6 protein-coding genes are annotated in these 15167 nt (G+C 71.8%); 3 read left to right on the plus strand and 3 right to left on the minus strand.

The features are described 5' to 3' along the window. Positions 1-101 precede the first annotated feature (101 nt). Genes L3V85_RS05925 through L3V85_RS05935 form a run of 3 tightly spaced genes read left to right on the plus strand, consistent with a single transcriptional unit; the run spans position 102 to position 12798 of the window. On the plus strand, positions 102-8201 hold the full coding sequence (locus tag L3V85_RS05925; protein ID WP_237678465.1) for an SdrD B-like domain-containing protein: 8100 nt from the start codon (positions 102-104) through the stop codon (positions 8199-8201). 38 nt (positions 8202-8239) lie between these two features. Beyond that, positions 8240-12481 carry an OmpA family protein gene (locus L3V85_RS05930; protein ID WP_237678466.1) on the plus strand — a complete coding sequence of 1414 codons (4242 nt, stop codon included), beginning with the start codon at positions 8240-8242 and terminating at the stop codon, positions 12479-12481. 14 nt (positions 12482-12495) lie between these two features. After that, complete coding sequence (locus tag L3V85_RS05935) at positions 12496-12798, plus strand: hypothetical protein (protein WP_237678467.1); 303 nt, start codon at positions 12496-12498, stop codon at positions 12796-12798. Between the two features lie 10 nt (positions 12799-12808). On the opposite strand, the gene L3V85_RS05940 is transcribed toward L3V85_RS05935, so the two are convergent. Genes L3V85_RS05940 through L3V85_RS05950 form a run of 3 tightly spaced genes read right to left on the minus strand, consistent with a single transcriptional unit; the run spans position 12809 to position 14966 of the window. After that, positions 12809-13513 (minus strand): aspartate/glutamate racemase family protein, encoded by a 705-nt coding sequence (locus tag L3V85_RS05940; protein ID WP_237678468.1) that lies wholly within the window; start codon positions 13511-13513, stop codon positions 12809-12811. Positions 13514-13557: 44 nt separating this feature from the next. Then, positions 13558-14352, minus strand: a complete 795-nt coding sequence (locus L3V85_RS05945) for an ABC transporter permease (protein WP_237678469.1) — start codon at positions 14350-14352, stop codon at positions 13558-13560. Continuing rightward, positions 14349-14966, minus strand: a complete 618-nt coding sequence (locus tag L3V85_RS05950) for an ABC transporter ATP-binding protein (protein WP_237678470.1) — start codon at positions 14964-14966, stop codon at positions 14349-14351. Before L3V85_RS05950 ends, L3V85_RS05945 begins: the two co-directional genes overlap by 4 nt. Positions 14967-15167 lie beyond the last annotated feature (201 nt).

Genomic DNA, 15167 nt, shown 5'->3' on the forward strand with positions numbered 1-15167 from the left:
TTCGAGACTCCCGCACTTTCCGGAGCACCCCGCCGCATCCAGCGGCGCCCTGCAAGAAAGGGGTCGGTGCCCGGTCCATCAGAGCCATCACGAGGGACGGGATGTTCAGCACCCCATCGAATCTGCCGGACGCGTCGGCGCGACGCGACCTGTTTTCCAACCCCGCCCAGGCGCCTTCGGGCCGCTGGCGGCGCGGACTGGCACGCCTTGCCGCACCGCTCGCGGGGCTGCTGCTCGCGGCGGCGGCGCATGCGGCGCCGCAGGTGTCGGGCCTGGTGCATGTGCCGGACATCCTCCCGGCCGGCGGCACGGTCACCAGCACGGTCACCATTGCCGACACCGACAGCCTGCCGATCGACGCGCCCGGCGCCTCGTTCACCTACACCATCCCCGCGAACGCCATCTACATGGGCATGGCGGCGGTCCCGTCGGGCACTTGCACCTCCAGCGTGCCCGAGGGTTCGGCCGGATTCGGCACGCTGACCTGCTCGGGCATCACGCTCGCGGCGAACCAGCAGCTGGACTTCAAGGTGCTGCTGCGCACGCTCACGCAGGGCACGCTGAGCGTGACCGCGGCGCCCGTCGGCGGCGGCGCCAGCGAGACCAAGGCCATCACCGTGAACCAGGGCGCCGACGTGGCGGTGAGCATCAACGCGCCGGCCACCGCGCCCAGCGGCTCGACGGTGCCGATCGTCTTCACGGTCACCAACAACGGCCCCGACACCAGCACCGGCTCGACGCTGACCTATCCCATCCCCACGGGCCTGACGGTCTCAAGCACTGGCCTGCCCTCGGGCTGCTCGATCAGCGGCAGCCTGCTGACCTGCAACGTGCCGGCCACGCCGGCCACCGCCGGCAGCAACACGCGCACCTTCAGCATCAACGGCGTGGTCACCGCGGGCGCGGGTTCCACCATCACGCACCAGCCGGCCGTGGCGCCGGCGGGCGCGGTGGGCGACGGCGTTTCCACCAACAACAGCGCCACCGCCAACACCACCGTGACCGCAGGCTACGTGCTGGCGCTTGCCAAGAGCCATGACGGCGGCCAGGTGCTGGTCGGCCAGCGCTTCAACTTCAGGCTGAGCCCCAGCTTCAGCGGCAGCCCGCCCACCGGCGTGACGCTGACCGACACCATTCCCGCCAACTTCGCCATCCAGACGCCCATTCCCCCGGTCGCCGGCTGGACCTGCTCCGTCAGCGGCCAGACGCTGAGCTGCACGCGCAGCAACATCGGCGGCAACAACGGCGCCAGCGTGGCGCTGGGCGACATCGTGGTGCCGGTCATCGCCATGACCGCGGGCACCGGCGTGGTCAACCAGGCCACGGTGAGCGCGACCGGCCCCATCGCCAATTCCGCCACCGGCAGCGTGCCGGCCGACGTGGCGGTTTCCGCCGCCGACTTCCGCGCCGACAAGCGCCGCAGCTGGCCGCAGAACAACGTGCCGCTGGGCCAGGCCTTCGACTACCAGGTCGGCAGCACCAACCTGGGCAGCACCCGCCTGCTGGCCGGCAGCACCATCCAGCTGGTGGACGACGTGCCCGCCGGCGTGCAGATCAACAGCGTCACGCAGCGCGACGGCTACACCTGCACCGTGACCAAGGGCGGCGCCACCGTGGTGCCCACGCCCGTCGTGCCCGTGCCCGGCCCCGCCACGGTGACCTGCACGCGCACGCTCACGGCCGACATCGGCGTGGACACCTCGGGCGGCAACACCGCGCGCAACGGCGGCTACATCATCGTGAACGCCACCATCCCGGCGCTGCCGCCGGGCGGCGGCCAGGTGGTCAACAGCATGTGCGTGAACGTGGCGCTGCCCGCGGCCGCGCCCACGCTCGGCGCCGACCCCGACGCCAACACCGGCAACGACTGCACGAGCCTGGGCACCGGCGTGAACGACAACGCCACCGCCGCCGACGTGCGGGTGCTCAAGCGCGTGGTGGGCATCGGCAACAGTGCCGGCAACCGCCAGATCGCGGGCCAGGACATCACCTGGCAGATCGAAGTGGTCAACGACGGCCCCTCCGAGGCGCAGAACGTCGCTGTCACCGACACCTTCGCTCAGGTGATGGGCGCCGGCACCGTCTCGCAGACGGCCAACGGCGGCACCTTCGCGGGCACCTGCGCGCTGCCGGCCAACGGCGGCGGCTTCGGCAGCACCTCGCTCACCGGCTGCACGCTGTCGACCCTGCCGGTCTGCCGCGCCAGCACCGACCCCGCCAGCGCCTTGCCGCTGTGCCCGGTCATCCAGGTCGTCGCCAAGCATTATGGCGACGGTGCCTCGGCCACCGATCACGGCTTCTCGATCGACAACACGGCACGCGCCGTGGCGGCCACGCCGGCCGACCCGAACCTGGCCAACAACGACGGCAGCACCACCGCCTACCTGGTCGCGCGCAGCGACGTGGTGGTCACCAAGTCGGCCAGCCCGGCCTCGGTGCCGGTCGGCCAGCTGCTCACCTACACGCTCACCGCGCGCAACCAGAGCCTGGCGCAGGGCAGCCTCAGCCGCGCCTACGACGTGCACGTGGTCGACACGCTGCCGGCCGGGCTGATGTTCATCTCGGCCACCGCCTCGGGCGGCGGCAGTTGCAGCACGCAGCCGAGCACCACGCAGCCCACGGGCACCGGCACCACCAACAACCAGCTCGAGTGCGCCTGGACCTCGCTCGACCGCAACGTGCAGCAGACCGTCACGGTGCGCGTGCGCCCGCTGTACGTGCTCAACGGCACCACGGTGACCAACAACGTGCACGTCTCCACGGCAACGCCGGAGCTCAGCACGGCCAACAACGACGCCTCGGTGCCGGCCACGATCACCGCGCCGGTGTACGACCTGGTGGTCACCAAGCGCGACGACGTCGACCCGGTGAATGTGGGCGACGACGTGGGCTACACCATCACGGTGTCGAACAACAGCGCGTCGACCGCGGAAGACGTGCGCATGGTCGACATCCTGCCGCTGCCCGGCCCGAACGGCGAGGCGCCGCCCACGCTGGTGTCGGTGAGCATCCCGACAGGCGCTCCCGCGGGCACCAGCTTCGCGCTGGCCAGCGGCGCGGCCATCGGCTCGGCCGGCGGGCAGATCGTGTTCACCATCCCGACGCTGGGCGGCAGCGGCGCCACGTCCACCGGCGAAACCAATTCGCTGCAGTTCCGCGTGGTGCTGCGCGGCGTGTCGCGCGGCACCTTCCAGAACAACGCCAAGGTCGATTTCTTCGACGCCGCGCGCAACGTCTACGACGCGGTGCAGGGCAACAACACGGTGGCCGAGAACACCACCTTCCGCTTCAAGGCCGACGTGGAAGTGGTCTCGAAGGTGGCCGTGGTCAAGGGCACCAACACGCCGCTGGCGAACGCATCGTCGGGCCAGCCCTTCGACTGGTTCGTGCAACTGCGCAACAACGGTCCCGACAGCGCCGAGACCACCAGCTTCACCGACACGCTGCCCGCGGCCCTGGTGCTGGACGGCACGCCCGTGTTCACCGTGACCGGCGGCGTCTTCACGCCCGTCGCGCCCACCTGCACCGGCGCCTCCGGCAGCACGACGGTGAGCTGCGCGATCACCTCGATGCCCGCCAACGGCACCGCCACCGTGCGCATTCCGGTGCGCTTCGCGAGCGGCAACCCGCCGGCCAACGGCACCGAGATCGTCAACCGCGCGCACATCGTCACCACCGGCTCGGGCGACACCAACGGCGGCGCCGATCCCAACGCCGGCAACAACTTCAACGAAGGCCGCGTCACGGTGCAGAACAGCGCGCTGTCCGGCCGCGTCTATGAAGACCTCAACGGCAACGGCCTGATCGACAGCGGCGAGCCCGGCATCGCCGGCGTCACCATGCGCCTGACCGGCACCGACAGCATGGGCAACGCCATCTCGCTGACCACCACCACGGACAGCAACGGCAACTGGGGCTTCACCGTGCCCGCCGGCACCTACAGCGTGACCGAGGACCAGCCCGCCGCGTACCTGCCGGGCATCACCCGCGCGGGCACCGTCAGCGGCGCGGGAAGCGCGCAAGGCACCGTGCCCACCACCGGCGCGGGCGTCACCAGCGGCCCGAACGGCTCCAACGCCAACCGCATCGACAACATCGTGCTCGGCACGGGCGGCAGCTCGTCCGCCAACAACTTCGGCGAAGTGCGCGCGTCGAGCCTGGCGGGCCGCGTCTACCAGGACGCCGACTACAGCGGCACATCGACCACGGGCGACCCCGGCATCGCGGGCGTGACCGTCACGCTCGCCGGCACCGACATGTTCGGCAACCCGGTGTCGAAGACCACCACCACGGCCACCGGCACGGGCAACTATCTCTTCGACAACCTGCTGCCCGGCCTCTACAAGCTGACCGAAACGCAGCCCGCGGGCTTCGCCGACGGCAGCGACGCGGCCGGCACCGCCGGCGGCACCGTGGGCAACGACGTGGTGAGCGACATCGCGCTGCGCTCCAACGCCGCCGCCACCGGCTACGACTTCGGCGAGTTGCTCACCCGCATCGGCGTGCGCGTGTTCGTCGACGCCAACAACGACGGCATTCCGCAGGCGGGCGACACCGGCATCCCGAACGTCGAGCTGCGCCTGACGGGCACCGACGCCGCGGGCAACCCGGTGAACATCCTCGCGGTGGCCACGGGCACCACCGGCAGCTACGAGTTCCGCAACGTGCCGCCCTCGGGCGCCGGCGGCTACACCATCACCGAGACGCAGCCGGCCAACTACGCGCCGGGCAAGGCCAACAACAACGGGCTGCCCGGCACGCCGCAGGCCGGCGGCAACGCCATCACCGGCGTGACCGTCTCGGGCACCAACGTGCCGCTGACGCAGGGCGACTACTACTTCGGCGAGCTGCTGCCCGGCGGCATCTCGGGCCGCGTGTACTACGACCGCGACGGCAGCGGCGTGCAGAACGCGCCGGGCGAGCCGGGCATCGCGGGCGTGACCATCACGCTCACGGGCACCGACATCAACGGCCAGAGCGTCACGCGCACCACCACCACCGACGCCAGCGGCGACTACAGCTTCCCGAACCTCGCGCCGGGCAGCTACACCGTGACCGAGACGCGGCCGCAGGGCTACGAGCCCGGCATCACCCGCGCCGGCAACGTCAGCGGCACGGGCAGCACCGCGGGCACCGTGCCCACCGGCGGCGCCGGCGTGAGCAACGGGCCCAACGGCTCGACCGCCAACGCGATCCAGAACATCGTGCTCGGCGCGGTGGGCGCGGGCTCGGCCGGCAACAACTTCTCGGCCGTCAGGCCCGCCAGCCTGGCCGGCTACGTGTACGCCGACGTGGCGCCGTCGAACGGCGTGCGCGACAGCGGCGAGCCCGGCATCGCCGGCACCACGGTGCGCGTCACCGGCACCGACTTCCTGGGCAACGCCGTGGACCGCACGGTGCAGACCGGTGCCGACGGCGGCTACCTGTTCGACAAGCTCGTGCCCGGCACCTACCAGATCGACGAGACGCAGCCCGCCGGCGTGGCCGACGGCCCCGAGTCGCTCGGCACCGTGAACGGCGCGCCGCGCGGCGTGGCCAATCCGGGCAACGTGAACGACCGTTTCGGCGGCATCGCGCTGGTGTCGGAAGACGTGGGCATCGACTACAACTTCGGCGAGCGCGGCGGCCAGATCGCGGGCTGGGTGTACGTCGACAACAACAACGACGGCATCCGCCAGGCCGGCGAGCCCGGCATCCCCGGCGTCACGCTCACGCTGACCGGCCGCTCGGCCAGCGGCCTGGCGGTGAACGCCACCGTGGTCACCGACGCCACCGGCCGCTATGTCTTCACCGGCCTGCTGCCGGCCGACGCCGCCGGCTACACCATCCGCGAGACGCAGCCCGTGACCTATGCCGACGGCCTGGACGCCGTGGGCACGCTCGACGGCGTGCCCAGCGGCACGCTGGGCAACGACGTCATCAGCGCCATCGCCTACCGCGGCGGCAACGGCGACAACTACAACTTCGGCGAACGCGGCGCCTCGCTGGCGGGCACCGTCTACAACGACGCCAACCGCAACGGCACACGCGAGCCGCAGGACCTGCCGATCCCGGGCGTGACCATCACGCTCACCGGCACCGACGCCGCGGGCCAGCCGGTGACGCGCACCGCCGTCACCGACGCCAACGGCCGCTACGAGCTGCCCGGCCTGCCGCTGCCCGGCAGCGGCGGCTACACCATCACCGAGACGCAGCCGGCCGGCTACGAGGAAGGCATCGCCGTGCCCGGCACCCTGGGCGGCACCGCGCAGGGCCCGAACCAGATCCGCGTGAACATCACCGGGCTGGACGCGCACGGCACCGGCTACGACTTCACCGAGCACAGCAGCCAGCCCGCCTCGCTCACCGGCAACGTGTGGTTCGACCTGAACCACAACCGCAGCCGCGATTCGGGCGAGGGCGGCGGCGAAGGCTGGACCGTGGAGCTGCTGCGCTGCGCCGACGGCGGCAACGCCTGCGCCGAGAACGCGGCCACCGTGCTCTACAGCGTGACCACCGGCGCCGACGGCGGCTACCGCTTCGGCGACCTCGTGCCGGGCGAATACCGCGTGCGCTTCCGCTCGCCGGACGGCCGCTACGTCGGCGGCGTGTGGCCGACCGACGCATCGCAGAACGGCGCGGGCGGCCCGTACCCCACGCCTTCGCCGAGCGATCCGCGCTTCACCATCAAGGTGCGAGTGAACCCGGGCGCCAACGTGCAGAAGCAGGACCTGCCGTACGACCCGGGCGGCGTGGTGTACGACAGCGTCAGCGGCACGCCCGTGCCCGGCGCGGTGGTGCGCCTGGTGGGCCCGCCCGGGTTCGATCCGGCGCAGCACCTGTTCGACGGCCGCGACAGCTACACGACCGGTCCGTCGGGCTACTACGACTTCTTCGTGCTGCCGGGCGCGCCGGCCGGCGAGTACCGCCTGGTGGTCACGCCGCCGGGCAACTACCTGCCCTCGTCGATCTATCCGGCCGCCGCCGGCGCGCTGGGCACGCAGTCGTGCTCGGCCCCGGCCAACGGCCCGGCGCCCGCGCAGACCAACCCCTGCGTGGTGAGCCCCGGCGCGGCCCTGGTGCCGGGCGCGGGTTACTACATGGTGTTCCAGATGCCGGGCGGCGGCGGCCAGCACGTGGTGGCCAACAACATTCCGCTGGACCCGTCGGACGCCACGCTCATCGAGTTGCGCAAGACGACCTCGAAGCTCACCGTGAAGAAGGGCGAGCTGCTGCCGTACCGCATCACGGCGCGCAACACGCGCGGCAACCCCGTGCCGGGCGTGGCCGTGGTCGACACGCTGCCGCCGGGCTTTCGCTACGTGCCGGGCTCGCTCACGGTGCGCACGCTGCCCGGCGGCGTGGCGCTGCCGGTGGTGCCGCAGCTCAACGGCCGCCAGCTGGTGGTGCCCGGCCAGAACTTCGCGCCCAACGAGACCAAGGAATACCTGATGGTCGCGGGCGTGGGGGTCGGCGTGGGCGAGGGCGAGTTCGTCAACCAGGTCGTCGCCACGCAGGGCGTGGGCGGCCGCACGCTGTCGAACCTGGCCACCGCCACCGTGCGGGTGGTGCCCGACGCGCTGTTCGACTGCACCGACGTGATCGGCAAGGTCTACGACGACAGGAACGCCAACGGCTACCAGGACGAGGGCGAGCCCGGCATCGCGAACGTGCGCATCGCCACCGTCAACGGCGTGCTGGTGACCACCGACGCCGAGGGCCGCTACCACATCGCCTGCGCCGCCATTCCGAAGGAAGGCACCGGCAGCAACCTGGTGCTGAAGCTCGACGAGCGCACGCTGCCATCGGGCTACCGCACCACCAGCGAGAACCCGGCGGCCGAGCGCGCCACGCGCGGCAAGGTGCTGAAGATCAACTTCGGCGCCACCGTGCACCGCGTGGTGCGGCTCGCGCTGCAGGGCGCGGCCTTCGAGGACGGCGCCGCCGCGCTGCGCCCCGGCTTCGTGCCCGAGCTCGACCGCACGGTGAGCGTGCTGGCGGAGAAGACCTCGGTGCTGCGGCTGGCCTACCGCGCCGCGCCCGGCGAGCCCGCATCGCTGGGCCGCCAGCGCACCGACGCGGTGAAGGCCGCGGTGCTCGCGCGCTGGAAGCAGCTGGGCGAGCAGCGCGCCCGCGCCGACGGCAACGCGCCGCCGCTGTTCAACCTCGACGTCGAGGTCGAACTCGTGCCCGCCGCCACGCAGGAGGGCAGCAAGCCATGACCCGCCCCTTCGCACAGAACCCGAGCCAGCGAGCCGACATGAAAAGAAAGCTACCCAAGCGCATCGCCCTCGCGGGCGCCGTCACCGCCGCCTGCATGGGCATGGGGCTCGCGGCCGCGCAGGAGTCGGCCGTGCGTGGCCGCATGCACGACCAGGCCGCGCCGGACCCGCGCGCCGTGGACATCGACGGCACGCGCCTCCTGCCGCGCAGCAGCGAGCGCGAGCTGCCCAAGGCCACCTTCGTGCTGGGCGACGCGAGCGCGCCAGTGGCGGCGGCCGGCCCGACGCCGCCGCCCGTGCCGGGCGCCGAGCGCAGCGACACCGGCACGCCGCATTTCGAATCGGGCGCCGACGGGCTCGCGCCGGCCGACCGCGCGCGGCTCGACCGCATCGCCGAACAGGTGAAGGGCCGCGACGGCCTGCGCTTCGAGATCGTCGGCCACACCGACACCCAGGCGCTGAGCGCGAAGTCGCGCGAGCGCTTCGCCGACAACCATGCGCTGGGGCTGGCGCGCGCGCAGCAGGTGGCGCGCTACCTCACGCAGCGCCTGGGCCTGCCCGAAGGCGCGGCGGCCGCCACATCGCGCGGCCCCGACGTGCCCGTGGCCACGCCCGCCACCGACCCGGCCAACTGGGCCGCCAACCGCCGCGTCGAGGTACGCGTGTACTGGCGCGACGCGCCCGTGGCCGTGGCGCCCGCGCCGGCGGTGGCCGACCCCGGCGTGTGCCGCACCTTCACCGCCTTTGGCACCGACGACGCGCCGCTGCGCCTGAGCGTGGACGGCCAGCTGCTCACGGCCGACGGCAAGGCCACTGCCGGCGACGGCACCACCAGCGCCGACCGCCAGCGCTGCGTCGACGTGCAGCTCGAGCGCAACCAGCTGCGCCTGCAGTACGACAACCTCTCGCAGCCGCGCCGCCTGAGCGCCAGCGCCTGGCCCACCACCGTGGTGGCCGGCGACACCGTGCGCTTCGCCGGCTACAGCAACTACCTGCTGTTCACCTCGAAGGCCGAGCTGCGCGTGTTCACCGCCAACGACGTGATGCAGCGCCGCCTGCTGGCCACCGTGCCATTGGACGCCGGCCTGCGCGGCGAATGGCAGGTGCCTGACGGCCTGCTCGACCGCCTCACCGACGGCGCCGCCGACGCGGGCACCAAGCTCTACTACCGCGTGCGCGTGTACGACCGCCAGGGCCGCTTCGACGAGACCGACGACCTGTCGCTCTTGCTGGCCAAACGCCACGTGCCCGAGAAGGGCACGCCGCCCGACCCCGCGCGCGAGCTGCTGCGCGGCTACGGCATGAACAACATCGCCATCGCCAACATTCCGCTCGCGGCCGGCACCGTCACCGCCAGCGGCGCGGCCATCCGCCCCGGCGAGACGGTGCGCGCGCTGGGCTTCGCGGTGCCGGTGGACGAGAGCGGGCGCTTCGTGTTCCAGCAGCTGGTGCCGCGCCGCGTGCAGACCGGCGAGATCGCCGTCACCGACGCGCAGGGCGCCACGCGCGCCTACCGCCGCGACTTCGAGCTGCCCGCGAGCGACTGGTTCTTCGTCGGGCAGGCCGACCTCACGGTGGGCAGCAACAGCGTGAGCGGCCCGGCCGCGATCATGACCAACGACAAGAACCGCTACGGCGGTGGCGGCTGGAGCGAAGGCCGCATCGCCGGCTATGCCAAGGGCCAGCTCAACGACCGCTGGACGCTGACGGCCAGCGTCGACACCGAGGAACGGCCGCTGAAGGAGCTGTTCCGCAACCTCGACCGCAAGGACCCGACCTCGCTGTTCCGCCGCTTCGACCCAGAGGATTCGTGGACCACCTTCGGCGACGACTCCACGTCGATCCAGGACGCGCCCACGCAGGGCCGCTTCTACCTGCGCGTGGACGACGGCCGCTCGCAGGCGATGTGGGGCAACTTCAAGCTCAACTTCGGCGACACCGAACTCACCCGCGTGAGCCGCGGCCTCTACGGCTTCCATGGCCGCTACCTGGGCGACGAGTCGACCTCGTTCGGCGAAGCGCGGCTGAAGGTCGACGCCTTCGCGGCCGAGCCCGGCACGCTGGCCGCGCGCGAGGAATTCCGCGGCACCGGCGGCTCGCTCTACTACCTGCGCAACCAGGACATCACGCGCGGCGCCGAGCGCGTGACGCTGGAGATCCGCGACCGCGACTCGGGCCTGGTGCTCAAGCGCACGCAGCTCGTGCCCAGCTCCGACTACGAGATCGACTACCTGCAGGGCCGCGTGCTGCTGTCGGCGCCGCTGCCCAGCCTGTCGGACGACGGCTCGCTGGTGCGCGCCGGCGGCTTCACCGGCATGCCGACCTACTTGGTGGTGGACTACGAATACACGCCCATCGCCACCTCGCTGAATTCGCTGGCCATCGGCGGGCGCGTGTCGTGGTGGGCCAACGACCACGTGGGCGTGGGCGTGACCGCTTCGCGGCAGGACCAGATCGGCGCCGACCAGCGCCTGGCCGGCGTGGACCTGACGCTGCGCAAGACCGAGAACACCTACTTCAAGGGCGAGTTCGCGCGCAGCAAGGGCCCGGGCACCGGCCAGCTCGACTCGATGGACGGCGGCTTCAACTTCAGCGGCCGCAACGGCGCCGTGGGTTCGCTGCTGGGCAGCGGGCCGACCGGCAATGCCAACGCCTGGCGCCTCGAAGGCCAGGCCGACCTGGCGGACTTCGACATCCGCGGCGGCGGCCGGGTGAGCGCCTATGCGCAGTCGCGCGACGCCGGCTTCTCCGCGCCGGGCCAGTACGCGAGCAACGCCACGCGCCAGGTGGGCGCGGCCGCCACCGTGCCTTTCGGCGAGAAGGGCGAGAACGGCGAACTGCGGCTGAAGGCGGACCGCCGCGACGAGCGCGACGGCTACAACAGCAGCGTGCTGGACGCGCAGTACGCGCTGCGCCTGTCGCCCGAGTGGAAGCTCGGCCTGGGCATCCGCTACGACGACAAGACCGGCGACGCCATCATCACCAGCCCCTCGCTGCCCACCACGCAGGCCGTGTCGGGCGAGCGCGCCGATGCCGCCGTGCAGCTCGAATACACCGGCAGCGACCGCTGGAGCGCTTACGGCTTCGCGCAGAAGACGCTGCGGCGCACCGGCACGCGGCTGGAGAACGACCGCCTGGGCTTCGGCGGGCGCTACCGCGTCAACGACAAGCTGGCGCTGCGCGGCGAACTCTCCACCGGCGACGGCGGCCTCGCCGGCAAGGCCGGCGTCGACTACCAGTACGACGACCGCTCCAGCCTCTACATGACCTACGTGGCCGACACCGGCCGCACCGACGAGAACCTGATCGGCCGCGGCGGCACGCTGGTGACCGGCGTGCGCTCGCGCGTGGGCGACGGCCTGACCATGTTCACCGAGCACCGCCAGGCCACCGGCACGCAGCCGGGCCTCACGCATGCCTACGGCGTGCAGTACGCGCCCGACACGCGCTGGACCTTCGGCGTGAACTTCGAGAACGGCTGGGTCGGCGCCGAGACGCTGGGCGCCACGCGGCGCGAGGCCATCGCCTTCACCACCGGCTATTCGAGCGAGCGCCTGAAGTACAGCGGCGGCCTCGAATACCGCAAGGACCGCACCACGTCCGAGACCCGCACCAGCTGGCTGCTGAAGAACTCCTTCACCTGGAAGGTGGACGACGACTCGCGCTGGCTCGGCAAGTTCAACTGGGCCGACAGCGACAGCAGCACCGGCGTGCTGGCCGCGGCCAAGTACACCGAGGCCATGATCGGCTATGCGCTGCGCCCCGCGTTCAACGACCGGCTGAACCTGCTGTTCAAGTACACCTACCTGTACGACCTGTCGTCGCCGGGGCAGGTGGTGTCGAGCGGTGTCGATTCGAGCCTGGGCACGGTGTCGACCACCGGCATCGACTACCAGCAGCGCAGCCATGTGTTCGCCATCGACGCCACCTGGGACCTCAACGAGCGCTGGACGCTGGGCGGCAAGTACGCCTGGCGGCGCGGCGACCTGCGCGCGAGCCGCGACAGCTCGGCGCCGTGGTTCAAGAGCTCGGCCGAGCTCGCGGTGCTGCGCGTCGACTGGAAGCTGGTGCGCAACTGGGACTGGATGGTCGAGTGGCGCTCGCTGCGCGCCCGGGAGCTGCAGGACCGCAAGAACGGCTGGGTCACGGCGGCGTACTACCACGTCAACGAGAACCTGAAGGTGGGCGTGGGCTACAACTTCACCGACTACTCGGACAACCTCACCGACATGAGCTACCGCAGCAAGGGCTGGTTCCTGAACGTGCTGGGCAAGTTCTGAGAGGCCCGGCGCGCATGCATGAGCAGAACGACATTCCTTTCACGGTGCCGCTGGTCGACATCGCGCAGGCGCTGGCGTTGTCGCGCTACCCCGGCGACCACCGGGACCGCTACCAGCTGTACGAGGAATGGGCGCGCGACTTCCAGGCCGACTTCGAGGCCCGGGCGGCGGCCGGGCGCAAGCCAGGCCAGACCTACATGAGGGACGTCACCGCCTTCGCGCTGCGGCGCGCCGCGGCCTACGGTTTCGAGGCGCGCAGCGAAGACTTCGGCGAACGGCTGTGCAGCGAGGCGCGGCTGATCGCCGGCGTGCGCTGACGGACCCGCGTCAGCCCGCCGTCGCGCGGCGCAATGCCGCGTGCGCGAGCAGGCGTGTCGAGTCGAGCGTGGGCAGCGCGGAGTTGCCGTCGTTCAGCACCAGCGGAAGCTCGGTGCAGCCCAGCGCCACCGCATCGCAGCCGTGCGCTTTCAGTTCTTCGATCATCCGCTGGAGCACCGCCGTCGACTCGGGGCGGAACACGCCGCACACCAGCTCGTCCATGATGATGCGGCCGACTTCGGCGCGCTCCGCGGCGTCGAGCCGCACGGCGACCAGGCCGGCATCGGACAGCGCCCGCGGATAGACCTCGCTGTCGACCAGCCAGCGCGTGCCCAGCACGCCCACGCGGCGGAAGCCGCGCGACGCAGCCTCCGCCGCGACCACTTCGGCGATGTGCAGCCAGGGCAGCGGCGACTGCGGCAGCACGCGGTGCATCGCCTGGTGGATGGTGTTGTCGGGGCAGATCAGGAAGTCGGCGCCGGCCGCCGCGAGCTTGCGCGCGGAAGACAGCATCAGTTGCGCGACGCCGTCGATGTCGCCGCTGTCGAGGCAGTCGACATAGCTGGCGAGCGAATGCGTGTGCACCGAAACCTCCGGGTGCGCATGCGGCTGCCCAAGGTAGCGGGCGCCTTCCACGCACAGCGTGCGGTAGCAAAGCGCCGCGCCTTCGGCCGAGCAGCCGACCACGCCGATGTGCAATGTGTCGATGGTCATCTTGTCTCCGTAAGAAATCAGGGAAGTCAGTCGCGTGGCCAGCCTCAGCTCAGGCGGTCGGAGCGCAGCCGCTGCCGGTCGTCGGTCATCGAGCGCGCCGCCAGGTAGACCGAGCCCGCCGCCGCGAGGCCGCCCGCGCCGGTCAGCAGGAACAGCAGCAGGATCTGGTACTTGGCGGCCTCCACCGGGTCCATGCCGGCCAGCAACTGGCCGGTCATGATGCCGGGCAGCGTGATGACGCCGGCGGCCGACATCTGGTTGATGATCGGGATCATCCCGCGCCGGATCGACGCGCGCGTGAGCTCCGACAGCGCCTCGTGGATGGTCGCGCCGAGCGACAGTTGCGCCTCGATGCGCGCGCGCCCGGTGGTCACGCCTTCGAAGAAGCTGTCCAGGCCCAGGCTCGCGGAATTGAGCACGCTGCCCAGCACGATGCCCATGAGCGGGATCGCGTAGCGCGGGTCGTACCAGGGCTGCGGGCGGATCGCGGTCATGAGCGCCAGCACCACGGTCGCCACGCTCGATATGCCCACGGCGGCCGCGCCGATGCGGAAGTTGCCGCCGCGCGCCAGCCGGTACGACGGGCGCACCGCCACTTCGCGGGCCGCCGCCAGGATCATCAGCACCACGATGGTGAGCGTGACCGCCGGCGACGCCGCGCTGAACACGAAGCGCAGCACCAGCCCCACCAGCAGCAGCTGCACCACCATGCGCGCCGCCGCCCACAGCACCTGGCGGTGCAGCCGCAGGTGCAGCGCCAGCGAGGCGCCGGCGTTCAGCAGCACCAGCAGCGTGGCCAGCATCAGGTCGGTGGCGTCCAGGTGGATGGTGGCGTTCATGCGGCGCTCCTCAGCTGGCCGTCGGCCATCTCGAAGCGGCGCTGGCCGATGCGCGCGGCCTGCTCGCGCGAGTGCGTGACCATCAGGATCGTCAGCCCCTGCGCCAGCCGGCGGCCCAGCATGGCTTCGACGACGAGCGTCGATTCGGTGTCCAGCGACGCGGTGGGCTCGTCGAGCAGCAGCACCGCGGGCTCGCGCGCGAGCGAGCGCAGCAGCGCCAGGCGCTGGCGCTCGCCGGTGGAAAGGCGGGGAATCTCGGTGTCGAGCAGGCCGGTGGAAAGGCCGATTTCTTCCATCCAGGCGCCGAGCCGGGCATGGGTATCGTCGGGGAAATGCGCGGCCACGGTGGGCGCCCACCATGCGGGCTCCGCCGCCTGGTAGACGACGCGCTGGCGCCATCGGGGTCCGCTCAGCGAGCCGCGGTCGACGCCGTCGAGCGCGACGGTGCCTTCACCGGGGTCGAGGTCGGCCACCAGCCGCAGGAACACGCTCTTGCCGGAGCCCGATTTGCCGAGGATGCAGATGCATTCGCCGCGCGCGGCGCTCAGGTCGATGGCGCCGGCGCCGCGTGTGCGGAGGTTCCTGATCTGCAGGAAGGGGGAGTTCTTTTCCATCGTGCGGTCGTCCGGCCCGTCCATGGCCGGCTTTCGCCGCCGAGTATGAACGCTGCGGATGCAACGGACGCGACCGGCACGAGGAAAGAGGAGGGCGCCCGCGGGCACCCTCCCTGCTGCGTCAGAACGAGAACGAAGCGGTCAGCGAGGCCGAGCGGCCCGCGCCCACGGTCGCGTAGTGCGACGCATAGGCCTCCCGAG

It is taken from the genome of Variovorax paradoxus, from assembly GCF_022009635.1.
Taxonomy (GTDB): Bacteria; Pseudomonadota; Gammaproteobacteria; order Burkholderiales; family Burkholderiaceae_C; genus Variovorax.

Coding starts and splice junctions, on each gene's coding strand:
- L3V85_RS05950 (WP_237678470.1), bottom strand. CDS start 14,966: ATGGAAAAGAACTCCCCCTTCCTGCAGATCAGGAACCTCCGCACACGC.
- L3V85_RS05945 (WP_237678469.1), bottom strand. CDS start 14,352: ATGAACGCCACCATCCACCTGGACGCCACCGACCTGATGCTGGCCACG.
- L3V85_RS05930 (WP_237678466.1), top strand. CDS start 8,240: ATGAAAAGAAAGCTACCCAAGCGCATCGCCCTCGCGGGCGCCGTCACC.
- L3V85_RS05935 (WP_237678467.1), top strand. CDS start 12,496: ATGCATGAGCAGAACGACATTCCTTTCACGGTGCCGCTGGTCGACATC.
- L3V85_RS05940 (WP_237678468.1), bottom strand. CDS start 13,513: ATGACCATCGACACATTGCACATCGGCGTGGTCGGCTGCTCGGCCGAA.
- L3V85_RS05925 (WP_237678465.1), top strand. CDS start 102: ATGTTCAGCACCCCATCGAATCTGCCGGACGCGTCGGCGCGACGCGAC.